Consider the following 23,093-nt stretch of genomic DNA (forward strand, 5'->3'; position numbering starts at 1 on the left):
CCTACATCCTGACGAGAGGGGCCCACGGCTCGTCGCCGACTTCCCGGCGCAGCCGCTCCAGCTCGGCGGTGAGTTCGCGCCGGACCGTGTCGTAGGCCGGATCGGCGTACCGGCTCGTCAGCTCGGCGGGGTCGCGGCCGAGGTCGAACAGCTCCCACTCGTCCGGGTAGTGGATCAGCTTGTGCGTCGCCGTCCGCACGCCGACGTGCGCGGGGACGTGGTGGCTGCCGTCCAGGTGCTCCCAGTAGCGGTAGTACATCGAGGTGCGCCAGCCGGCCGGCCGCTCGCCGCGCAGCAGCGGGCGCAGGCTGCGGCCCTGCATGCGCGGGTGCGCGGGCACCCCGGCGAGGTCGAGGAAGGTGGGCGCGAAGTCGACGTTCAGCGCCATCGCGTCCGTCGATGTGCCGGGCGCGACCTCGCGCGGGTAGCGCACCATGAGCGGCATCCGCAGCGACTCCTCGTACATGAACCGCTTGTCGTACCAGCCGTGGTCGCCGAGGAAGAATCCCTGGTCCGATGAGTAGGCGACGACGGTGTCGGCGGCCAGCCCGTGTTCGTCCAGCGCGTCGAGCAGCCGGCCGGTGTTGTCGTCGATCGACGCGACGCAGCGCAGGTAGTCCTTGAGGTAGCTCTGGTACGCCCAGCGGGTGCGCTCGTCGGCGGGCAGGCCGCGCGGCCACGGCGCCTTGAGGTCGCGCTCGTTGAGATCACGGCCGACGCGCATCCGGGCCTCGCGCGCCGCCCGGCCGCGTCCGGCGTAGTCGTCGAACAGGGTCGGCGGCTCCGGCAGGTCGACGCCGTCGAACAGGCCGAGGTGGGCGACGTCGGGGTCCCAGCTGCGGTGCGGCGCCTTGTGCCAGAGCAGCAGGCAGAACGGGCGGTCCGGGTCGCGGCCGGCGATCTGCTCGAGCGCGAGGTCGGTGAGGACGGTCGTCGTGTAGCCGGGGACGGTGCGGCGGCCGCCCGGGCCGAGCAGCTCCGGGTTCCAGTACTCGCCCTGGTCCTCCAGGATCTCCCAGCTGTCGAAGCCGTGCGGGTCGTGCACCCCGCCGTGGCCGAGATGCCACTTGCCGACCAGCCAGGTCTGGTAGCCGACGGCGCGCAGCAGCGCCGGGAACGACGGCTGCCGCGCGTCGATGGGCGTGCTGAGGGTGCGGACGCCGTTGACGTGGCTGTAGGTGCCGGTGAGGATCGCCGCCCGGCTGGGTGCGCACAGGGCGTTCGTGCAGAACGTCGCGTCGAACCGCATGCCCTCGGCGGCGATGCGGTCCAGCTGCGGCGTCGGCATCAGCTCGCTGCCGTACGCCGAGATCGCGTGCGCCGCGTGGTCGTCGGTCAGGACGAAGACGAGGTTGGGCCGCTTCACGCGGTCTCCACCGTCAGCGGCGCGGACGTGCGCACGTCGGCGTGGCCCGCGGCGTCGACGGCGACGGTGAGCGGGTGGCCGGCCACCCGCAGGCCCTCGACCCGCAGCGGGAACCAGTCGGCGAACGCCGGGTCCGGCGCCACCCGCAGCCGGCCGCCCGGCACGTCCGCCGTCAGCCCGAGGGCCGCCTGCAGCAGCGCGACGACCGTCGCCGCCGACCACGCCTGCGGCCGGCACGCGGCCGGGTAGGCCAGCACCGGCTCGCCGGCGCGGGCGTCGGTGCCGGCGAACAGCTCGGGCAGCCGGTAGGCGAAGTCGGGCGCGACCCGCAGCAGCCCGCCCGCCAGCGACGCCGCGACGCCGGGGAAGCCGTCGGCGGTGAGCCCGCGGACCGCGATGGCGGTGTCGTGCGGCCAGCTGCTGCCGGCGTGGTAGCCGAGCGGGTTGAACCCGGCCGCGTCGGCGCTCATCGTCCGCAGCCCGTACCCGGCGTCGAGGTCGGGCCGGCCGAGCCGATCCGCGACGACGGCGGCGTCGTCCGGGCCGAGCAGGCCGGTGCCGAGCAGGTGGCCGAGGTTCGACGTGACGGTGCCGACCGGCCGCTTGGCGCCGTCGAGCGCGATGGCGGGGAACCGGCCCTTCTCGTCGGACACCCAGAACGCGGCGGCGAACCGTTCGCGCAGCGCCGCCGCCCACTCGCGGAGCCGGTCGCCGCCCTCGCGCCGGTGCGCGTCGAGCAGGTCCGCCCCGGCGAGGGCCGCCTCGTGCGCGTACGCCTGCGCCTCGCTGAGCGCGATCGGCGGCTCGGCGATGGTCCCGTCCGGGTACTGGATGGAGTCGCCGGAGTCCTTCCACCCCTGGTTCGCCAGGCCGCGGCCGCTGCTGTCGACGTACTCCAGGAAGCCGTCGCCGTCGGGGTCGGCCTCCTCGGTCAGCCAGCGCAAAGCGGCTTCGAGCGGATCGAGCAGGTCTCGGACGTCGTCGTCCGGCAGGCCCCAGCGCCACGCGTCGTGCAGGAGACAGACCCACAGCGCGGTCGCGTCGACGGTGCCGAAGTACACCGGCGGCAGCCGGCTTCCGGCCGTGGGGATGCGGACCTCGTGCAGGATCTTGCCCGGCGCCTCCGCGGTGTCCGGGTCGTGTCTCGTGCCCTGGCGGCGGGCCAGCGTCCGCAGCGTCCCGCGGGCGACGCCGGTGCCCAGCGGCAGGGTGAAGCGGGCGGCCCAGAGGGAGTCGCGGCCGAACAGGGTGAAGAACCACGGGCTGCCCGCGGCCAGGAACGTGTCGCCCGGCGCCAGCGGGTCGGCGAGTGCGAGCGCGCCGAGGTCGTCGACGCTGCGTTCGGTGAGGCGGGCGAGGTCGGCCCGGCCGGTGACGGTGACGGCGTCCCACCCGGCGTCGGCCGGCCCGAACGCGTTGGCCGGGGGACCGGCGGCGAACGCGGCGGTGACGGTGACGTCGACGATCCAGGACGAGCGCGGCGCCAGCTCGACGGCCCAGGAGAGGACGGCGCCGGTCGCGTGCGCCTCGACGGTCGCGCCCGGCGCGCTGAGCGTGGTCCGCAGCTCGCCGCCGTCCCACTCGACGCCGCCCGGCGCGGAGGACGGCGGGCGGCCGCCGCGCTGGGCGCCGTCCTGCTTGATGGCGTCGGCGGCGGCGAAGTCGGCGGCGACGTGCAGGCGCACGGTCGCGACCACCGGGACGCGGGCGCTGTTGACCAGTTCCAGGCTTTCGGTGATGCCGTCGGTCCGGGCGAAGCGCTGCCGCTCCAGCCGCACCGTCGGGTCGGCGCCCGCGTCGCCGAGGTGCCGGACGATGCCGGTGAAGTGGGCGTGCCCCGCACCGCGCAGGCCGTGCCCGGCCGGTTCCGGCTCGTGGCCGTCGACGTCGACGCGCAGTTCGGAGAGGACCCGCCGGTCGTGGCTGAGCACGCCCTGGGCGCCGGCCGCCCGGAGCTGGCCGTCGGCGCCGGACAGCGCCACCGTCGGAGCCCTGACGCAGCTGACGAGGTCGTGCAGGAACGGCTGCGGCACCGGGCTGGAGGCGGGTGAAGCGGTCACCACGGTGATCCTTCCGTGACTTGACAGAACAGTCGACGCGTTCTTAACTCTGAACCAGATCCCATCTTTGAACGATCAAACGCACGCTATCAACCGAATTTTGATCGTTCAACACGTCAAGGAGGACGGCCGATGGCGACACCGGAGAGTGGTGCCACGCTCGAGAGCGTCGCGTCGGCGGCCGGTGTGTCGCGGCAGACGGTCTCCAACGTCCTGAACGCGCCCGAACGGGTGGCGCCGGAGACCCGGCAGCGGGTCGAAGAGGCCATCCAGGCGCTGCGCTACCGCCCCAACCGGTCCGCCCGGTCGCTGCGCACCCGCATGAGCAACCTCATCGGCTACTGCGTCCCGCCCGCCGCGGCCGGCAACCTCAACCCCGTCCTCGACCGGTTCGTGCACGCCGTCACCGAGTCCGCGGCCCAGCACGGCTTCCACGTCCTGCTGTTCACCGCGCCCGCGGGCGATGCCGGGCTGGACCGGTACGCGGAGCTGCTCGCCCAGCGCGCGGTCGACGGGTTCGTGCTGGCCGACACCGTGGTCGCCGACCCGCGGCCGCGCTGGCTCACCGAGCAGAGCGTCCCGTTCGTGGCGTTCGGTCGCAGCTGGTCCGGCCCCGACATCGGCCGCTGGGTCGACGTCGACGGCGCGGCCGGCATGACGGAGGCGGTCGAGCACCTGCACGCGCTCGGCCACCGCCGCATCGCCTTCATCGGCTGGCCGGAGGGCTCCGGCGTCGGCGACGACCGCGTCGCCGGGTACACCGCGGCCTGCCGGCGCCTCGGCCTGGACCCGCGGATCGTCCGCGCCGAGGGTGGCGCCGGCACCGGCCGCGCCCTCGCCACCACCCTGCTCGACGGCGACGACGCGCCCAGCGCGCTGGTCTGCGTCAGCGACGACTCCGCGTACGGCGCGCTGCGGGCGCTCGCCGACCGCGGCCTGCAGCCGGGCGAGGACGTCGCCGTCGTCGGGTTCGACGACACCCCCGCCGCCCGGCTTCCCGGCGTCGACCTCACCAGCCTGTCCCAGCCGATCGAGCAGATCGGCCGCGAAGTCGTCCAGATGTTGCTCGGCCTGCTCGGTGTCGTGGTCACCCCGCCCGGCCCCGAGCACCGCCTGCTGCGCCCGTCGCTGGTCGTCCGGGCCAGCTCTCGCCCCGCCGGACCGGGTCCGGCCGCCCCCACGGAGGCTTGACATGCGACACATCCCCCGAACCCCACTCGCGGTGGCCACGGCCTTGGCGGCCGCGACCCTGCTGGCCGCCTGCGGCAGCGGCTTCGACGACGATGACGACGCCGCCGGCGACGACGCGGCCACCGGCGGGACCGACGGCGGCGCCTCGCTCACCGTCATGATCGGGTCGTCCGGCGAGGCCGAGACGGTCGCCGTCCAGGACGCGACGGCCCAGTGGGCCGAGGAGACCGGCAACGAGGTCGAGGTGATCCCGGCCCAGGACCTCGTGCAGCAGCTGCAGCAGGGGCTCGCGGGCGGCAACCCGCCGGACGTCTTCTACGTCAGCCCGGACCGCTTCCGCATGCTCGCCGAGGGCGGCTCGCTGTACCCGTACGGCGACCAGATCGAGGACGCCGACGACATCTACCAGTCGCTGCGCGACGCGTTCACCTACGAGGACGAGCTGTACTGCGCGCCCAAGGACGGCGGCGTGCACGCGCTGGTCATCGACACCGAGGCGTGGGCCGCGGCCGGGCTGACCGAGGCCGACTACCCGCAGGACTGGGACGGCCTCGCCACCGCCGCGCAGGCGCTCACCGCCGACGGCCGGGTCGGCCTGGCCTTCACCGGCGACTACAACCCCGTCGGCTCGTTCCTGCTGGCCGGCGGCGGGTTCTTCGTCAACGACGATCAGACCGAGGTCACCGCGGACACCCCGGAGAACCTCGCGTCGCTGCAGTACATCAAGGACAACATGGACGCCGGCACGTTCGCCTTCGCTCCCAACATCGACGCGGCGTGGGGCGGCGAGGCGCTGGGCAGCGGCAAGTCCGCCATGACGATCGAGGGCGCCTGGATCGTCGGCGCGCTGCAGAACGACTTCCCGGAGCGGCAGTGGACCGCCGTCCCGATGCCGGCCGGTCCCGGCGGGCCCGCGTCGACGGCGTTCACCAACTGCTGGGGCATCGCCGCCGACAGCGAGAACCAGGCCGCCGCCGTCGACCTCGTCAACTCGCTCGTGAGCCCCGAGCAGCAGCAGACGTTCGCCGAGGCGTTCGGCCCGATCCCGTCGCGCGCCAGCCTGGCCGGCTGGAACGCCGAGACGTTCCCGGAGAAGGCCGCGTTCGCCGAGGGCATGGACACCGCCCGCAGCCAGGTCGCGGTGCCGGGCTTCGAGTCCGTCCTCGCCGACTTCAACACCCAGCTCGAGGGCATGGCGGCCGGCACCGTCACTCCGGAGCAGGCGCTGCAGGCGCTGCAGACCAACGGCGAAGCCCTCCTCTCGCAGGAGTGACGTGACCGCGACGGTCACCCGGGAGGCGTCGGCGGGCCGGATCCGGCCGGTCCGCCGACGCGTCACCTCCGGGCACCTGCGCCAGGAACGCCGGGCCGGCTGGCTGTTCGTCGCGCCGGCCGTGATCGTGCTGGTGGTGTTCCTGTTCGCGCCGATCCTCATGGCGGCGTGGGTCAGCCTGCTGGACTGGAACGGGCAGTCCAGCCCGTTCTCCGGCGACGCCGACTTCGTCGGGCTGTCCAACTACCAGAGCCTGCTGACCGAGGCCGGTCTGCTACGCAACGACTTCATGCTCAGCGTGCGCAACACGATCTACTACGTGCTGTTCAACGTCACCGGCGTGGTGGTGGTGTCGTTCGCGCTGGCGATGGCCGTCAACTCGTACGTGCTGCGCGGCCGCTCCTTCTTCCGCACCATCTTCTACTTCCCGGCCATCACGTCGTCGGTGGCGATCAGCGTGCTGTTCCTCTTCCTGTTCCAGGGGTCCGGCGTCGTCAACGTCGTGCTGTCATGGGTGGGCGTCGACGGGCCGTCGTGGTTCACCGACCCGCGTGGTGTGCTGCACATCGTGCTCGGGTGGTTCGGGGTCTCCGACGCGCCGGGGGCACTGGCCGACACGACGGTGGGCGGGCTGAGCCTGTGGAACTGGCTGTCCGGCCCGTCGGTGGCGATGTGCGCGCTGATCACGCTGACCATCTGGGCATCGTCGGGCACGTTCATGCTGTTCTTCCTGGTCGGGCTGCAGGACATCCCGGTCGAGCTGGAGGAGGCGACGGCGATCGACGGCGCCGGCGGGTGGCAGCGGTTCCGGCATCTGACGCTGCCGCTGATGCGCCGCAGCATCGTGCTCGTCATCACGCTGGCGCTGATCAGCAGCTGGCAGGTGTTCGACCAGGTGTTCATCCTGTCGCAGGGCTCGCCGGCCAAGACGACGCTGACGCCGGCCTACGTCTCCTATGTGCGCAGCTTCGGCGACGGCCAGTTCGGCGTCGGCGCGGCGGTCGCGTTCGTGCTGTTCGCGATCATCATCGTGCTCACGCTCGTGCAGCGGTGGGTGGGAAGGGAGCGCCGGACATGAGCGGGCTGACGCTGCGGCGGGCGCCCCGGCCGCGGCGCGAGCGTGACGCCGTCCCCGTCGTGCTGACCGACCGGTACTCGCCGCTGCCGCGCAAGGTGGCGGTGCGGGTCGTCGGGTATGGCCTGCTGGCGCTCGGGACGCTGCTCTACCTCGGGCCGTTCCTCGTCCAGGTGGCGACGTCGTTCAAGACCGACGCCGACGCCGTCGGCAACCCGGTGTCGCTGATCCCGTCGCCGGTGACGCTGGCCGCCTGGGAGATCGTCGCCGGGTCGAACCCGGCGTACTCGGTGCCGGTGTTCCGCTGGCTGGGCAACTCGTTCGCCGTCACCATCTCGGTGACGCTGGGCCGGCTGATCATCGACAGCCTGGCCGGCTACGCCCTAGCGCGGCTGCGGTTCCGCGGGCGCGCGGTGGTGTTCGCCGGCGTCGTCGCGGTGCTCGCCGTCCCCGGCGTCGTGCTGCTGATCCCGAAGTTCCTGGTGCTCAACGAACTCGGCATGTTCAACAGCTACGCCGGGATGATCCTGCCGCTGTTCTGCGACGCCGTCGGGATCCTGCTGATGAAGACCGCGTTCGAGGCGGTGCCGACCGAACTGGACGAGGCGGCCCGCATCGACGGCGCCGGCGTGTTCCGGACATTCTGGAGCGTGATCCTGCCGCTGGTCCGGCCGGCGCTGGTGACCGTGACGATCCTGTCCTTCCAGGGCTCGTGGAACGAGTTCACCCACTTCCTGGTGGCGACCTCGGACCCGGACCTCGCGACGATGAACCTCGGCATCGCCCGGCTGACGGCCGGCGACCTGCAGGGGTCGCAGCAGTTCCCGCTGAAGCTGGCGCTGGCGACGTTGTCGACGATCCCGATCGCGATCGTCTACGTGTTCTTCTCGCGCTACTTCATGCGCTCCGGCAACGCCACCGGCCTGAAGTGACGCAGGGCGCCGTGGGTCACACGTTGGGGGACGGGGGCAGTCTGGGCACGCCTCACCTCACCCGCGCAAGGACGGCATAGTCGCCGATGACGACGCTCATCCGGTGCTGCGGCGGGTGACGTGCCCCCCACGCGAGTGACGTCGACGCCCTGAGCCGTCTTCGATGGCGAGAACCGTCCGAACGGCACCTCGAAGACGACTCCCGCCATCGAAGACGGCGCCGGGAGTCGAGGACAACCGGTGCGCCGGCAGGAACGGCGATTGGGTCCGAGTACGTGAATCCTCGTGCCGCCATACATGCTGGCCAGGGAGAATGCCGCCGGCCGCTCACTGGCCGCTCATGGTTGGCGGTTTGGTGGGCCCAGGGCGCCAGTAATCCGCCAACCATCGGTGGCCGCGCACGGTCAGGGGTCGGTGGGGACGGCAGCCAGGCGAACGGCGAACGGTGCACCGGGCGGGCTCTGCCCGCACTTCCCCCGTCCCCCTGATAGCTGCCCGTACTTGGCCGCGCGCGTGCGGGTCAAGCGGACCTTCGCCGGCGCGAAGCGCCCCACAAGTCCGCTTGAGGCGCGCGTGCGCGGCTAAGAAAATGGGCAGCAGGGGGACGGCCCACTGCCCGCAAAACGGCGACCGGCGGCGACCACGCCCCGATCGTGGCCCGCGGGAAATCCGGATGACGGGCGGCGGCTCGCCCTGGCAGAGTGGCCGGTCGTGTCCAGCGTCTACCTGATCACCGGCATCATGGCGGCCGGCAAGTCCACCGTCGCGCAGGCGCTGGCCGAGCGGCTGCCGCGGGCGGCGCACGTGCGTGGTGACACGTTCCGCAAGGCCATCGTGTCCGGCCGCGCCGACCCGGTGCCGGGCGACGCGGAGGGGATGGCGCAGCTGCGGTTGCGCTACCGCATCGCCGCCGGGGTCGCCGACGAGTACGCGGCCGCCGGGTTCACCGCCGTCGTGCAGGACGTGGTGATCGGGCCGGTGCTGGCGGAGTACGTCGAGCTGGTGCGCACCCGCCCGCTGCACGTCGTGGTGCTCGCGCCGACGCCGGACGCCGTCGCGGAGCGGGAGGCCGGTCGCGGCAAGACCGGCTACGGCGCCTGGACCGTCGACGACCTCGACACGTCGCTGCGCACCGAGACGCCGCGGTTCGGGCTGTGGCTGGACACGTCGGACCTGACGCCGGAGCAGACGGTCGACGCGATCCTGGCCCGGCGCGACGAGGCCGCCGTCTGACGGTGCCGCCGCGGCATCGGCGAGCAGCGCGTGCGGGCGTCAGCCGGCGTCGGCGAGCAGGCCGCGCTGGTGCGCGATCGACACCGCCTCGGTGCGGCTGGCCGCGCCGAGCTTCGTCATGACCCGCGACAGGTGCACGCTGACCGTCTTCTCGCTGATGAACAGCTCTTCGCCGACCTTGCGGTTGGTGTAGCCGCGGGCCACCAGCTCGAGCACGCCCAGTTCGCGCGGCGTCAGCAGCCCGGCGCTCGGCAGCACGGTGCCGGGCAGCGCGACGTGGGCTCGCCGGGCGAGGTCGCGGACGGCGGCGGCCAGCGGTTGCGCGCCCAGCCGGTCGGCGGCCTCGTGCGCGGCGGCCAGCTCGACGGCGGCGGCGTCACGGTCGCCGCTGGTGATCAGCGCCTCGGCCAGCCGCCAGCGGCCCAGCGCGACGTGGAACGGCTCTCCGTAGCCGAACGCCTCGACGACCGCGCGCCACGGCTCTACCTCGCCCGCGCCCTCCAGCCGGGACTCCTCGGCCCGCAGCCGGGCCAGCCAGGCCACGCCCTCGGCGCCGAGGTGGTCGGCGCGGGGGATGCCGTGCTCGGCGGTGCTGCGGGCGTGCTCGACGAACCGGCGTCCCTCGGCGACGGCGGCGGCCTCGGCGGTGGCGTCGTGCTCGGTGCGGGCCCGGGCCGCGACGTCGGCCAGCGAGCCGAGCGCCAGCGTGGCCAGCCGGATGCCGCCGAGTGGCCAGTAGTCGTCGTCGCCCTTGCGCATGGATGCGATGGCGTCGTCGGCGAGCCGTGCGGCGTCGTGCTGCCGGCCCTGCCAGCCCGCCATCTCGAGGCCCGCGATGCCGGCCAGCTGGGCGATCTGGCCGTCTCGGTGCCATTCGGGCCGGATGCGGTCGAGGTCGCGCTGCGCTTCGTCGAACCGGCCGCGGCTCACCTTGATGATCGCCGCCGACGCCGCCAGCAGCGCCGAGATGGTGTCGGAGACCTGCTCGCCGGGCGGGCTGGCGGCCGCGAGCGCCTTGTCCCAGCTGCCGCGGGCGTAGTGCACCATGGCGCCCATCCAGCGCAGCTCGAGGCCGTAGGCGCTCCACGTGAGGCCCAGCTCGGCGGCGCGGGCGGCGGCGGCGTCGGCGATGGCACTGGCTTCGTCGAGCCGGCCCTGCTCGTACCGGGTGGTGACGAGGTTGAACGACGCCCGCAGCTCGACGTTGGCCGCGCCGACCCGGACGGCGTTCTGCCGCGCCTGCTCGAACAGCGCGCAGGCCTCTTCGACGGCGCCGGCGCGGAGGTCGTTGAAGGCGAGCGTGATGAGCGCGTCGGACTCGGCGCTGACGCTGCCGCTGGCCCGCGCGTCGGCGATGGCCTGCTCGGCGAACTGGCGGGACAGCTCGTTCTCCCTGGCCAGGCGCGTGCGCCCGCGCAGCGCCAGCACCCAGGCGCGGGTGCGGCTGGGCGGCTCGGGCTCGACCAGCGCCCAGGCGTCCTCGATGACCTGCTCGGCCTCCTGCCACCGGATGCTGGCCAGCAGCGTCTCGGTGAGCTGGCGGCGGACGTCGGCACGGGTGATGGCGTCGGCGTCGCGGTCGGCCAGCTCGAGCGCCGCCTCCGCGTACGCGACGGCCCGCTCCGGCTGCCCGGCCGCGCTGGCGACGTAGGCGGCCTTGCGGGTGAGCGCCAGCTCGTCGACGCCGGACCGCGTGGCCGGATCGTCGACCGCCGGCCACAGTTCCAGCGCCTGCTCGACGTAGCGCAGTTCGGCCGCGAGCGCTCCCACCCGCATGGCGTCGTCGGCCGCCTTCACCGACGCGGTCAGCGCCGTGGGGAGGTCGTTGCTGCGCAGGCTGTGGTAGGCGAGCGCGCCGGCCAGTTCGTCCTGCTGCAGCTCGACGATGCGGCGGGCGTAGGCGGCGTGCAACCGGACCCGCTCGCCCGGCAGCAGGTCGGCGTAGACGGCCTCGCGCAGCAGCGCGTGCCGGAAGGTGTAGCCGCCGTGGTCGTCGGTGACGAGGATGTGGTGCTGCAGCGCCTCGCGCAGCGCGGTGTCGAGGTCGCCGTCGGGGAGGTCGATGACGGAGCGCAGCGCGGCGTGCCCGACGTGCCGGCGTCCGGTGACGGAGATGGCGCCGACGACCCGCTGGGCGGCCGGGCTGAGAGTCTCGACCCGCGACAGCAGCACGTCGGCCAGCGCGGTGGGGATGCCGCCGGCCCGGCCCGTCGCGGTGGCCGCCACCAGCTCCTCGGCGAAAAACGCGTTGCCCTCGGACCGGGCCGCGACGTCGGCCAGCCACTCGGCGTCGACACCGGCGTCGGCCAGCGCCTCGACGAACGCCAGCGCGTCGGCCGGGCCGAACGGCGCGAGGTCGAGCCGCTCGACGACCGGCAGCCGGACCAGCTCGGCCAGCAGCGGCCGCAGCGGATGCTGCCGGTGGAGGTCGTCGGACCGGTACGTGGCGACCACCAGCAGCCGCTGCGCCGCGAGCCGCGACACCAGGAACGAGAGCAGGTCGCGGCTGGACGCGTCGCTCCAGTGCAGGTCCTCGATGGCGAGCACCACCGGCGCGTCGTCGCTCAGCTCGGCCAGCACCGTGACCATGGCGTCGAACAGCTGCAACTGCCCGAGGTCGGTCTCTTCACCGGACCGCATGGTGGTGGCCGCGGCACGGCCGATGAGCCCGGCCAGCGCCGGCCGCGCGTCGACGAGATCGGGCCGGACCCGCCGCAGCTGCTCGACGACCTCCTTGAACGGCAGGTACGGCAGCCCGGCCTCGCCGACGCTGACGCAGCGGCCCAGCAGCACGTGGGCGCCGGCGGTCTCGGCCTCGGCCAGGAACTCCGTCAGCAGCCGGCTCTTCCCGACCCCGGCGTCGCCGGAGAGCAACACGGCGCCGCCGGTGCCTCCTCGGGCGCGTTCGAGCGCCGCGCGCAGCTGCGCGGACTCGCTGCTGCGGGCGGTGAACGGCACTCCGGTTCCGAGCCTTGGCACGACACCGATGCTTGCATACCCCTCCGACAACGTGGCAGGCATTTTCGCGCCGGTCAGCGGACCGGCTGCGGCCGGCGCGCGGCGGGGCGGGTGTCCTGTGGGGTGGACGTGACGTCACGGCGCGTGCCACGGCGGGTGGTGACGGCGTCGCGGCGGAGCCGTTCGTGCCGGTAGTCGAGCTCGGCGCGGATGGTGTCGATCATGGTCTGCCTCCCCTGAACTGGCCTCGTACCGTCGAGACTCGTGCTGAGGGCGGCCCCGCCGCATCGGGCGACCACGCACACCCGCGCGGCGGCGACCCCTTACCCCGTCGCCACCGGGGGAGTAAGGGGATCTCGCGGGTGCCGGATCAACTACGGTGGTGCTCACATCTCGGCAAGAAGGGTCACCGTGGTCAGCGTTCCGAGCGTCTCCTACTCGATCACCGTCAGGCTCGAGGTGCCCGCGGGCGGCACGTCCGTCGGTCAGCTCACCGCCGCCGTCGAGAAGGCCGGCGGGCTCGTCACCGCGCTCGACGTCACCGCATCGGGCGCCGACCGCATCCAGGTCGACGTCACCTGTGCCGCCACGTCGTCGGCGCACGCGGGCGAGCTGGTCACGGCGCTGCGCTCGGTGCCCGGCGTCATCATCGGCAAGGTCAGCGACCGGACCTTCCTCGTGCACCTCGGCGGCAAGATCGAGGTCGTGTCGAAGGTCCCGATCCGCAACCGCGACGACCTCTCGCTCATTTACACCCCCGGCGTGGCGCGGGTGTCGCAGGCGCTCGTCGACAACCCCGACGACGCCCGCCGGCTGACCATCAAGCGCAACACCGTGGCCGTCGTGACCGACGGGTCGGCCGTGCTGGGGCTGGGCAACATCGGCGCGACGGCGGCGCTGCCGGTCATGGAGGGCAAGGCGGCGCTGTTCAAGCGGTTCGGCAACATCGACGCGTTCCCGATCTGCCTCGACACCCAGGACGTCGACGAGATCATCCGTACCGTCCAGAACATCGCGCCCGTCTTCGCCGGCATCAACCTCGAGGACATCTCCGCGCCGCGCTGCTTCGAGATCGAGGCCCGGCTGCGCGAGCTGCTCGACATCCCCGTCTTCCACGACGACCAGCACGGCACCGCCATCGTGGTGCTCGCGGCGCTGCACAACGCGCTCAAGGTGGTGCGCAAGGAGATCGGCTCCATCCGCGTCGCGATGTCGGGCGCCGGCGCGGCCGGTCATGCCATCGCGCAGTTGCTGGTGGCGGCCGGCGTCACCGACATCGTCGCCGCCGACATCAACGGCGTCATCCACTCCGGGCGGGCCGACCTCACCGGCGTGCCCACGTGGTACCTCGAGCACTGCAACCCGCGCGGCGTCACCGGCGACCTCCGCGACGCCGTGCGCGACGCCGACCTGTTCATCGGGGTGTCGGCGCCGAACGTGCTCACCGCCGCCGACGTCGCCACCATGGCCAGCAACGCCATCGTGTTCGCGTTGGCCAACCCCGAGCCCGAGATCGACCCGCGGGCCGCCAGCGAGTACGCCGCCGTCGTGGCGACCGGGCGGTCGGACTACCCGAACCAGATCAACAACGTGCTCGCGTTCCCCGGCGTCTTCCGCGGCCTGCTCGACGCCCGCAGCCGCTCGGTGACGACGGAGATGATGCTGGCGGCCGCCGCGGCGCTGGCCGCCACCGTCAAGGACGAGGAGCTCAACCCGTCGTACATCGTTCCCAGCGTCTTCCACTCCGGCGTCGCCGACACCGTGGCCGAGGCCGTGCGCGGCAGCGTCGAGACCATCAGGCGCGTCGCCGAGGAGACCGGCGAGTTCCCAGCCATCCCGGTGTGATGGACGCCGAACCCGTGGGCGCCGAGAAGCTGACCGGGAAGCTGCTCGTGGCCGCACCGTCGCTGCGCGGCTCGACGTTCGACCGGGCGGTCATTCTCATGCTCTCGCACGACGGCGACGGCGCCCTCGGCGTCATGGTCAACAAACCGACCGAGGTGCTGGTGGGTGACGTGCTGCCGGGCTGGATCTCGGTGGTCACCGAGCCCGGCGTGGTGTTCCAGGGCGGGCCCGTCAGCCTCGACAGCGCGCTCGGGCTGGTGGCCGTCGGCGGGAACGACGAGCCGCTGGGCATCCGCCGGGTGCGTGGCCGGCTCGGCGTCGTGGACCTGGACACCCCGGCCGAGATCATCGAGCCCGCGGTGACGGCGATGCGGGTGTTCGCGGGGTACGCCGGGTGGGCGCCGGACCAGCTGGAGGGCGAGATCGAGGAGGGCTCGTGGTTCGTCGTCGACTCCGAGCCGGGCGACGCGTTCCGTACCGACGCGCAGGACCTGTGGCCGGTGGTGCTGCGCCGCCAGGGCGGCCAGCTGGCCCTGATGGCGACCTTCCCCGCCGACCCGTCGATGAACTGACGCATCGGGCTCACCGCTCCAGGCGTTCGAGGACGGCCACGACGTGGTCGCCGCCGCTGCCGGGCGGCGTGTCGGGCGCGAGCCGGGGCGGCGCGCTGGTGCGGACGACCCGCCAGCGCACCCCGCCGGCCGTGAGGACGTTGCCGGGCGCGTACCAGGCGGTGGTCTCGCGGCCGCCGGGCTCGTCGACGCCGAGGCAGACCAGCGGCGCGTCGACCCCGACGACGGTGATGGCGGCCGCGCCGGCCGCGGCGGGGTAGCCGAGCCGCACCCGGACCCGGGCGGCCGGCGCGCCGGACTCAGCCGTCGTCATCGGCCTCACACCAGTCGATGCGGGTGAACAGGCGGCGGAAGACGTCGAGCGGCACCGGCCGCGGGTGCCGGCGTCCCCACGGGTTGTGCAGCAGCACCCGGCGCTCGGTGTCGAGGCCGCGGACGGCGTAGGCGTGCGCGACCGGCGCCAGGTGGTAGCGCAGCGCGGCCGCCGCGCCGGCGTCGTCGCCGTCGTCGAAGGGGCGGCTGCAGGCGACCGCCGGCTGACCGGACTCGGCCAGCGCCGCCACGATGTCGTCGTCGGCCTTCGGCACTCGCAGCAGGTAGCTGGGCCGCCCGGTGAGCCAGTACAGCGCCTCGGCGGGCAGGCCGCCGCCGGCCAGGGCGGGGTAGCCGCCGCCGTAGACGGCGAACGCCTTCTCGACGTACGGCACCAGCGTGGAGCCGTCGGGGGAGCGGGCGTACGCGAACCCGCCGTCCGCGTCGTCGACCGGCAGCGTCGGGTGCAGCCGATACCGCCGCCCCGGCACGTCGACCAGCACGGCGTCGCCGGCCGCGGTGACGGCCGGCAGCAACCACGGCGCCCGCTCGGCCACCGTGCACAGGGCGGCGACGAGGTGGCAGTCGCTGATGGCGCCCTGGCCGGCGAACTCGGTGCCGACGGCGGCGGGGAGGGTGAGCGGGTGGGCGGCGTACCGGACGCCGTCGGTGAGCGCCGGCTCCGTCGCCAGGCCGGGCGTGGGGAACGGCGGGACGGGCGCAGGGAGGCCCGGCGGTGGGCCCGGCCGCGGGGCGGGGTGCAGCAACGCGAGCAGCCCCGCCACCTCGGCGTCGAGCCTGTGACGGACGGCGCCGGCCGCGTCGTCGACGGCGGCGGTGATGGACCGGGCCAGCTCCGCGGCCGGCCGGGCGCCGTCGACACCCACCGCCCGCGCCACGCCCTCCGCGCGCCCGGCCGTGGCCGCGCGCACGGCCTCGAACTCCGCGCCCACCCCGGCGCGGAGCAGCGTCAGGGCCTGGACGGCCGCACGGATGGGCCGCTCAGCCACGGCCGGACCCGGACGCCGTCGTCGATGTCGCTCTCACACCCCCTATGGGTGCTTCTGGCGACCCGAATGTGACACGACGGTCAGGATTTGTCGCCGCCGCCGGGCTTCATGGACGCCCAGATCTCCTTGCACTGCGGGCAGACCGGGTACTTCTGGGGGTCGCGGCTGGGCACCCACACCTTGCCGCAGAGGGCGATGACGGGCGTCCCGTTGATCATGGCCTCGGTGAGCTTGTCCTTGGGCACGTAGTGCGAGAACCGCTCGTGGTCGCCGTCGCCACTGGTGGGTTGGGTACGGCGGTCCTCGATGGTGTCGCTGCCGGGGGTCAACTGGGTGCTCACCCCGCCAGTCTACGGATTGGGTGGACGAACCGCGCATGTCGGCAGCGTCGCTATGATTCGCTCGTGACAGAGCGGTCGGGTGACGAGGAGGCGCAGGGCATCCTCGGCCCGGCGTATCGGCGGCTGTCCATTGGCATCGTCTCCGCGGTGGTGTTCGTCGCGTTCGAGTCGATGGCGGTCGCGACGGCCATGCCCACGGCGGTGCCCGAGCTGGACGGCATGGCGCTGTACGCGTTCGCGTTCTCGGCGTTCTTCACGACGAGCCTGTTCGGCATGGTCGTGTCGGGCGAGCTGAGCGACCGGACGGGGCCGCGGCTGCCGCTGATCCTGGGCACGTCGTCGTTCACGGTGGGGCTGCTGCTGTCCGGTTCGGCGCAGTCGATGTGGCCGTTCCTGGCCGGACGGGCGACGCAGGGGCTGGGCGGCGGGCTGGTCATCGTCGCGTTGTACGTGGTGGTGGGCCGCGCGTACCCGGAGCGGCTGCGGCCGAAGATCTTCGCCGGCATCGCCGCCGCGTGGGTCGTCCCGTCGATCGTCGGGCCGCTGGTGGCGGGGCTGCTGACAGACGAGCTGTCGTGGCGGTGGGTGTTCCTGGGCATCGCGCCGCTGGTACTGATCCCGGTGTTCCTGACGCTGCCGTCGGCGAAGGCGGTCGACGGGCCGCCGCCGGGTGGCGCGGCGCGGCGGGCCGGGAAGAAGCGGTTCGCGCTGGCGGCGGCGGTCGGGGTCGCCCTGCTGCAGTACGCGGGCTCGCGCGCGGATCTCGTCGCGCTGGCGGTGGCCGCCGTGGGACTGGTGCTGCTGGTGCCGAGCGTGCCGAAGCTGCTGCCGCCAGGCACGATCGCGCTGCGCCGCGGGCTGCCGACGGTCGTCGCGCTGCGCGGCATCTACGCGGGCGCGTTCTTCGGCACCGAGACGTTCCTGCCGCTGCTGCTGGTGTCCGAGCGAGGGCTGTCGTCGACGCTGGCCGGGCTGTCCCTGACGGGCGGCGCTCTGGGCTGGGCGACCGGGTCCTGGTACCAGGGCCGGACGCGCACCGTCGCGCCGCGCTACCTGCTGGTCCGGGCCGGCGGGGTGTTCGTCGCGCTGGCCATCAGCAGCGTGTCGCTGGCCCTGATCGATGCGGTCCCGCCGTACGTCGTCATGCTCGGCTGGGTGGTCGGCGCGTTCGGCATGGGCATCGCGACGGCCAGCATGAGCGTGCTGCTGTTCCAGCTGTCGCCGGTCGCGGACCACGGGGCGAACTCGGCGTCGTTGCAGGTCAGCGATGCCCTGTTCACGGCGACGTTCGTCGGGCTGGCGGGCACGATCTTCGGTTCGGCGCACGCGGATTCGATCGCCCAGGCGACCGTCGACAACTGGGTGTACCTGGTGATCATCGGGATGATGGCGGCGCTGGCGCTGTTCGGCGCGTGGGCGGCCGGCCGGGTGCGGACGGCGTCCGACGCGGCCCCGTCCGGCCTGACGGCCGACCCGCCGCAGCCGGCCGGGCCCGCCACGGAGTCGGCGGGGTGAGACTGCGCGCGTCCGGCCGCGGGCTGTCGGTCCCGGCCGTTAGGCTCGACGAGGTGCCCGGGCCGCCGCCCGGCGCCGCCGGTGTCGGCAGTGCTGCCGACGGGCCGCGCCAGACATGGACGTCAACGTCACGGGAGATGTGTGAGCACTTCGGCCGCTGAGCACCTGCCTCCTGCCTATCCCGATCGTGCCCCGTGGGGAACCGCGGGGCGCCTGCGCGCTTGGCAGGCGGCGGCGCTCGAGGACTACATGACGCGCGAGCCGCGCGACTACCTCGCGGTCGCGACCCCCGGCGCGGGCAAGACCACGTTCGCGCTGCGCATCGCCGCCGAGCTGCTCGCCCGCAAGATCGTCCACCAGCTCACCATCGTCGCGCCGACGGAGCACCTGAAGCGGCAGTGGGCCGAGGCCGCCGACAAGGTCGGTATCACCGTCGACCCCGCGTTCAGCGGCCGCACGGCCCGCACCAGCCGCGACTTCACCGGCGTCGCCGTCACCTACGCCGGTGTGGCCGCGCACCCCATGCTGCACCGCGCCCGCTGCGAGAACCGCCGCACGCTGGTCATCCTCGACGAGGTGCACCACGCCGGCGACTCCATGTCCTGGGGTGAGGCCACTCGCGAGGCGTTCGACCCCGCCTCCCGCCGGCTGGCGCTGACGGGCACGCCGTTCCGGTCCGACATCAACCCCATCCCGTTCGTCACCTACGCGCCCGACGTCCAGGGCATCCCGCGCAGCGTCGCCGATCACTCCTACGGCTACGCCGAGGCGCTCAAGGACGGCGTCGTCCGGCCGGTGCTGTTCATGGCGTACTCCGGCGAGATGCGCTGGCGCACCCGGGCCGGCGACGAGGTCGCGGCGCGGCTGGGCGAGCCGCTCACCAAGGACATCACCGCGCAGGCCTGGCGCACCGCGCTCGACCCGCACGGCGACTGGATCCCGTCGGTCCTGCAGGCCGCCGACACCCGTCTCACCGAGGTGCGCCGGCACGTGCCCGACGCCGGCGGCCTGGTCATCTCCACCGACCAGGAGTCGGCCCGGGCCTACGCCTCGCTGCTCAAGCGAGTGTGCGGCGAGTCGCCCACCGTCGTGCTGTCCGACGAGCCCAAGGCGTCGAAGAAGATCGCCGAGTTCAGCGACGGCGACAGCCGCTGGATGGTCGCCGTCCGCATGGTCTCCGAGGGCGTCGACGTGCCCCGCCTGGCGGTCGGCGTCTACGCCACGGCCACCCAGACGCCGCTGTACTTCGCCCAGGCGATCGGCCGCTTCGTCCGCGTCCGCAAGCGCGGCGAGACCGCGTCGATCTTCCTCCCGACGGTGCCGACACTGCTGTCGTACGCGGGCGAGATGGAGGTCTCGCGCGACCACGTCCTCGGCAAGCCGCCGGGCGCCGACGACGACCCGCTGGCGGCCGAAGCGGCCCTGATGGAGGCGGCCCAGCGCGAGGACCCCGCCGACGGCGACGAGTTGATGCCGTTCGAGGCGCTCGGCTCCGACGCCTCCTTCGACCGCGTCCTGTTCGACGGCGGCGAGTTCGGCACCCAGGCCCGCACCGGGTCCGCCGAGGAGGCCGACTACCTCGGCATCCCCGGCCTGCTCGAGCCCGACCAGGTCGCCGTCCTGCTGCGCCGGCGGCAGGCCGAGCAGCAGGCCGCCCGCGACGCGGCACCGTCCGGCGACGACGCGCAGAGCGACGGCGGCCGTGACCCCGCGGTGTTCGAGCAGATCTCGATGCTGCGGCGCGAGCTGAACGGCCTGGTCGGCGCCTGGCACCACCGCACCGGCAAGCCGCACGGCGTCATCCACACCGAACTACGCAAGAGCTGCGGCGGCCCGCCGGCGGCGCTGGCCACGGCGGCGGAGATCCAGGAGCGCATCGACACCATCCGCGCCTGGGCCATCGCCCGTGGCTAGGGCGTGTGAGTCCGGATGATCTCGGGCGGCTGGTCGCTGTGGCTCGTGATGACGTGCGCACCGATGAGTACCATGATCATGGTTTCATCGGCGGCAGGTGCTGTTCACACACACCCTAGGCACTCGAGGTGCGGGTCCGCCTGAGCAGGCGCACCAGCAACGCCGCCACAATCAGGCAGCCCGCCAGCAGCAGTACGCCGCCGGCCGTCCGCACGCCCCAGTCGTAGTCGCTGGTGTAGGCGGTCGGCCGGTCGGCGTCGTCGTGCAGGCGTACGTCGTCGATCCGGGCCGGCATCGGGTCGCCGCGGCCGACTCGTTCGGCGTCGCGCAGCTCGACGTCGCGCCGGGTGAGCGTGCCGTCGGCGCTGACGTCGATTCTTCCAGGCCCACCGGGGACCCCCGCTCCAGGCAGGTCAGCGGGAGATGCGGACGGCGTCGGCCTCGATCGAGCCGGCCGTCGACGTCCAGCGGCTGACGCCGACCACCGGGCGGCTGCCGGCGGCCAGCGCGAACGTGCCGATGGAGACCCACCGGCCGCCGTTGCTGCGCTGGTCGATGTAGACCGTCTGGTTGCCGTTCGGCGTCGCCACGAGGTACGGCGTGCGCGAGTTGTTCGCCGGGTCCTGCGGGTACCAGACCTCGACGAGGTAGTTGGCGGCGGACGGGATGTTCGCGCTGAACCAGGCGACGTCGCTGGAGAGCACCGGCTGGGCGTGCCGGTGGTTGCTGCCGTACTGGCCGGGCGCCGACGCCGTCACCCAGTTGGCGCTGGCGGTGAACGCGCCGCCGTTGTCGACGATGACGCTCCACCCCGGCGTGCCGCCGCCGTTGACGTAGCCCATGTACCGGTTCCAGTCCCAGTTCGGGCCGGGGTCGGTGTGCGTGGCGCCGGGCGCCTCGCTGTGCGCGATGATGTTCGTCCGCGTGCGCGGGATGCCGTAGCGGTCGCAGACGTGCCTGGTCAGCGCGGCCGACGAGCGGTACATGGCCTCGGTGTACCAGGCGGGGTCGTTGACCCAGCCCTCGTGCTCGATGCCGATGGACCGGTTGTTGGTGTTGCCGACGTGCCAGGCGACGTCCTTGTTGCGCACCATCTGGGTGATCTCGCCGTCGGAGGAGCGGACGACGTAGTGCGCCGACACGTTCGCGCTCGGATTCTGGAACCACGAGATGCAGCCGGCGTACGAGCCCTGGACCGTGTGGATGACTACGCGATCGATGGCGTAGTCACTGGGCCGGTTGGCGACGCGGTAGTTGCCGGAGTTGGCGGCCACCCAGCGGGCCGGGCCGTAGTCGTCGGTCTTGACGGAGAACCGCTGGTCGAGGGTGGGGACGGTGGCGAACGAGCGGTAGTCGGGGGCGACCGCCCGGGCGGCGACGGTGTACGTCTCGCCGTGCGCCTGCAGCGCCAGGCCGCGCTCCAGCGTCTCGTAGACGGTGTCGGCCTCGAGCCGGGCGACCGAGGGGTCGGCATAGCCGGAGTAGCGGGCGACCGGCTCATACCAGGCGTCGACGCGGCGGCGGTCGGCGGCGCCCAGCCCGGCGTCGTCGGCCAGCGAGCGCAGCAGTGCGGCGGCGCCGTCGACGTTCGCCGCGATGTCGGTCTTCAGCGCGTCCAGGCCGTGGCCGGTGAGCGCGGCGGCCGTGCCCAGCGTGTCGGTGGACGGGTTGCTGATCAGGTGCATGACGCCGTAGCCGCCGGCCTGGCTGGGCTTACCGGCGTGGTCGTCGATGCGGGTGACGGTGTAGGAGAGCGCGACCAGCAGGTCGCGCGGGACGCCGTGCTTGCGGGCCGCGGCGGCGAACGCGGCGCTGAGCCGGGTGACCGTCCGGACGGGGCTGCCGGCGGCGTTGGCGGCGGTCGTGACCACGGGGGTCACGACGATGGCGGCGCCGAGCGCCAGGACGGCGCGGCGGCTGGGTTGGGTCGTCACTGCGGATCCCCTCTGTCGCCCGGAGCCGGTGGATCGCACCGGCCGAGTAACAGCAGAACCTACCGACAGTTTGTGGTGCTGTCACCAGGTTCTGGCGGAATGTCCGGGTGGGACACACACTAATCGGCCGGGGCTCCGGAGTGTCGCTCCAGGAAGGTGTAGACGTCGGTGTCGTCGACCCCTGGAAACGTGCCTGGAGGCAATGCTGCCAGGAGGTGGGAATGGACCCGTGCACTGGGCCAGGCCCGGCTGGCCCAGCGGCCGGCCAGCGCGGCCGGCGGACGGCGGCAGCAGGACGGATCGGGGCAGGCCGACGTGGCCCGGACGGTGGTCTCGCGGCCCTGGAACCACTTCGAGTGGGCGTACGGCACGCCGACGTCGATGGCGAAGTCGCCCTCGGGCGTGCTCTCGACGTGCGTGGTGCACCAGTAGGTGCCGCGGCCCATGTCGGTGTACTGGTGGTGGGTGGCGTAGCGGTCTGGCGCCGAGAACACCGCCCGCGACGCCCAGAACCGGCAGACCAGCTGGCCCTCGATGGCGCCGGTGACGTCGGCGGGGAAGGTGACGTCGTCGTTCTCGTACGCCTTGTAGATGACGCCGTCCTCGCCCACGCGCATGAAGTGCACCGGCAACCCGAGGTGGTGGGTGGCGAGGTTGGTGAACCGGTGCGCCGCGGTCTCGTAGGAGACGGCGAACACGTCGCGCAGGTCGTCGATGGCCAGCTCGCGCCGGGCCTTGGCGCGCTGCAGGAAGCTCACCGCTCCGGTCTCGGGCATCAGCAGGGCCGCGGCGAAGTAGTTGGTCTCGACCCGCTGCCGCAGGAAGTCGGCGTAGTCGGCCGGCTCGCGGTGGCCCAGCGCGAAGTGACCGAGCGTCTGCAGGACGATGGTGCGCGGGTCGTGCCCGCCGCGGCCGGACGACGGCAGGTAGATGCGCCGGTCCTCCAGGTCGGTGACGGAGCGGGTGGCGCGTGGGAGGTCGGCGACGCGGTGCAGCGTGAAGCCGAGGTGCGTGGTCAGCTCGCCGACGCCGCGCTCGGTGAGCGGTCCGCCGTCGTGCCCGACGGCGCGGGAGATGCCGGCCGCGACCTGCTCGATCTCGGCGAAGTAGTTGCCGCGGTCGCGCATCTGGTGGCGCAGCTCGGCGTTGGCCCGGCGCGCCTCCTCGGGGGTGGCGGCCTGCTCGGTGGCCCGCCGCCGCAGCTCGCCGTGCAACCCGATCAGCGACTCGAGCACGTCGGTGGACAGCGTGCTGGTGGCGGCGACGTGCGGCAGTCCGAGCGACGAGTACAGCGGGTCGGTCTGCGCGTGCTCGAGCGCGATCTCCAGTGCCGCCCGGTGCGACGGCGGCTCCGGCTTCATCAGGTCGGCGACGTCGACGCCCAGCGCCGTCGCGATGGCCTGCAGCAGCGTGAGCCGCGGCTCGCGCCGTCCGTTCTCGATCTGCGAGAGCAGCGACGGCGCGCGGTCGACGGCGGCGGCGAGCGCGCTCAGCGTGAGCCCGGCGGCCTTGCGGGCGTGCCGGATGCGGCGGCCCAGGGTGACGAGGTCGAGATCGGCCAT

19 protein-coding genes are annotated in these 23,093 nt (G+C 73.4%); 9 read left to right on the top strand and 10 right to left on the bottom strand.

The features are described from left to right. Position 1: 1 nt before the first annotated feature. Positions 2-1,366, bottom strand: a complete 1,365-nt coding sequence (locus ACW62_RS16560) for a sulfatase family protein (RefSeq protein WP_053205228.1) — start codon at positions 1,364-1,366, stop codon at positions 2-4. Next, the gene (locus tag ACW62_RS16565; protein ID WP_053205357.1) at positions 1,363-3,426 is read right to left on the bottom strand and encodes a glycogen debranching N-terminal domain-containing protein; all 2,064 of its coding nucleotides are present in this window, start codon (positions 3,424-3,426) and stop codon (positions 1,363-1,365) included. The genes ACW62_RS16560 and ACW62_RS16565 overlap by 4 nt, the downstream gene beginning before the upstream one ends. Before the next feature lie 132 nt (positions 3,427-3,558). Here ACW62_RS16565 and ACW62_RS16570 point away from each other — a divergent pair, with 132 nt between their 5' ends. The 5 genes from ACW62_RS16570 to ACW62_RS16590 all read left to right on the top strand — a co-directional run bounded on the left by ACW62_RS16570 (position 3,559) and on the right by ACW62_RS16590 (position 9,130). Continuing rightward, the gene (locus ACW62_RS16570; RefSeq protein ID WP_053205229.1) at positions 3,559-4,617 is read left to right on the top strand and encodes a LacI family DNA-binding transcriptional regulator; all 1,059 of its coding nucleotides are present in this window, start codon (positions 3,559-3,561) and stop codon (positions 4,615-4,617) included. 1 nt (position 4,618) lies between these two features. Beyond that, complete coding sequence (locus tag ACW62_RS16575; RefSeq protein WP_083459840.1) at positions 4,619-5,890, top strand: sugar ABC transporter substrate-binding protein; 1,272 nt, start codon at positions 4,619-4,621, stop codon at positions 5,888-5,890. 1 nt (position 5,891) lies between these two features. Continuing rightward, complete coding sequence (locus ACW62_RS16580; RefSeq protein WP_205629404.1) at positions 5,892-6,968, top strand: carbohydrate ABC transporter permease; 1,077 nt, start codon at positions 5,892-5,894, stop codon at positions 6,966-6,968. Further along, on the top strand, positions 6,965-7,897 hold the full coding sequence (locus ACW62_RS16585; protein WP_083459841.1) for a carbohydrate ABC transporter permease: 933 nt from the start codon (positions 6,965-6,967) through the stop codon (positions 7,895-7,897). Before ACW62_RS16580 ends, ACW62_RS16585 begins: the two co-directional genes overlap by 4 nt. Positions 7,898-8,608: 711 nt before the next feature. Continuing rightward, positions 8,609-9,130, top strand: a complete 522-nt coding sequence (locus tag ACW62_RS16590; protein WP_157574804.1) for an AAA family ATPase — start codon at positions 8,609-8,611, stop codon at positions 9,128-9,130. A 39-nt stretch (positions 9,131-9,169) separates the two neighbouring features. Here ACW62_RS16590 and ACW62_RS16595 read toward each other — a convergent pair whose 3' ends face one another. Both ACW62_RS16595 and ACW62_RS34095 read right to left on the bottom strand, forming a co-directional pair. Beyond that, a complete protein-coding gene (locus tag ACW62_RS16595) occupies positions 9,170-12,109 on the bottom strand; it encodes a helix-turn-helix transcriptional regulator (protein WP_205629405.1) in 2,940 nt (979 codons plus the stop codon). A 53-nt stretch (positions 12,110-12,162) separates the two neighbouring features. Next, on the bottom strand, positions 12,163-12,312 hold the full coding sequence (locus ACW62_RS34095) for a hypothetical protein (RefSeq protein ID WP_157574805.1): 150 nt from the start codon (positions 12,310-12,312) through the stop codon (positions 12,163-12,165). Between the two features lie 187 nt (positions 12,313-12,499). Here ACW62_RS34095 and ACW62_RS16600 point away from each other — a divergent pair, with 187 nt between their 5' ends. Both ACW62_RS16600 and ACW62_RS16605 read left to right on the top strand, forming a co-directional pair. Further along, positions 12,500-13,933 carry an NAD-dependent malic enzyme gene (locus ACW62_RS16600; RefSeq protein ID WP_053205231.1) on the top strand — a complete coding sequence of 478 codons (1,434 nt, stop codon included), beginning with the start codon at positions 12,500-12,502 and terminating at the stop codon, positions 13,931-13,933. Continuing rightward, complete coding sequence (locus tag ACW62_RS16605) at positions 13,933-14,505, top strand: YqgE/AlgH family protein (RefSeq protein WP_053205232.1); 573 nt, start codon at positions 13,933-13,935, stop codon at positions 14,503-14,505. Before ACW62_RS16600 ends, ACW62_RS16605 begins: the two co-directional genes overlap by 1 nt. Before the next feature lie 10 nt (positions 14,506-14,515). Here ACW62_RS16605 and ACW62_RS16610 read toward each other — a convergent pair whose 3' ends face one another. The 3 genes from ACW62_RS16610 to ACW62_RS16620 all read right to left on the bottom strand — a co-directional run bounded on the left by ACW62_RS16610 (position 14,516) and on the right by ACW62_RS16620 (position 16,168). Continuing rightward, a complete protein-coding gene (locus ACW62_RS16610) occupies positions 14,516-14,818 on the bottom strand; it encodes a hypothetical protein (protein WP_053205233.1) in 303 nt (100 codons plus the stop codon). After that, the gene (locus tag ACW62_RS16615) at positions 14,805-15,827 is read right to left on the bottom strand and encodes a C2 family cysteine protease (RefSeq protein ID WP_053205234.1); all 1,023 of its coding nucleotides are present in this window, start codon (positions 15,825-15,827) and stop codon (positions 14,805-14,807) included. Before ACW62_RS16615 ends, ACW62_RS16610 begins: the two co-directional genes overlap by 14 nt. A gap of 80 nt (positions 15,828-15,907) precedes the next feature. Then, positions 15,908-16,168, bottom strand: a complete 261-nt coding sequence (locus ACW62_RS16620; RefSeq protein WP_053205235.1) for a DUF3039 domain-containing protein — start codon at positions 16,166-16,168, stop codon at positions 15,908-15,910. 63 nt (positions 16,169-16,231) lie between these two features. Between ACW62_RS16620 and ACW62_RS16625 the strand changes: the two genes are divergently transcribed. Continuing rightward, positions 16,232-17,683 (top strand): MFS transporter, encoded by a 1,452-nt coding sequence (locus ACW62_RS16625; protein ID WP_083459842.1) that lies wholly within the window; start codon positions 16,232-16,234, stop codon positions 17,681-17,683. Positions 17,684-17,824: 141 nt separating this feature from the next. Continuing rightward, a complete protein-coding gene (locus ACW62_RS16630) occupies positions 17,825-19,597 on the top strand; it encodes a DEAD/DEAH box helicase (RefSeq protein WP_053205236.1) in 1,773 nt (590 codons plus the stop codon). Between the two features lie 115 nt (positions 19,598-19,712). Here ACW62_RS16630 and ACW62_RS16635 read toward each other — a convergent pair whose 3' ends face one another. The 3 genes from ACW62_RS16635 to ACW62_RS16645 all read right to left on the bottom strand — a co-directional run bounded on the left by ACW62_RS16635 (position 19,713) and on the right by ACW62_RS16645 (position 23,093). Continuing rightward, complete coding sequence (locus ACW62_RS16635; protein ID WP_053205237.1) at positions 19,713-19,892, bottom strand: hypothetical protein; 180 nt, start codon at positions 19,890-19,892, stop codon at positions 19,713-19,715. Positions 19,893-20,010: 118 nt separating this feature from the next. Next, positions 20,011-21,531 carry a golvesin C-terminal-like domain-containing protein gene (locus ACW62_RS16640; protein ID WP_053205238.1) on the bottom strand — a complete coding sequence of 507 codons (1,521 nt, stop codon included), beginning with the start codon at positions 21,529-21,531 and terminating at the stop codon, positions 20,011-20,013. 119 nt (positions 21,532-21,650) lie between these two features. Then, complete coding sequence (locus ACW62_RS16645; RefSeq protein WP_240477322.1) at positions 21,651-23,093, bottom strand: helix-turn-helix transcriptional regulator; 1,443 nt, start codon at positions 23,091-23,093, stop codon at positions 21,651-21,653.

This window comes from Jiangella muralis, assembly GCF_001270745.1.
In the GTDB taxonomy this organism is placed as follows: Bacteria; Actinomycetota; Actinomycetes; order Jiangellales; family Jiangellaceae; genus Jiangella; species Jiangella muralis.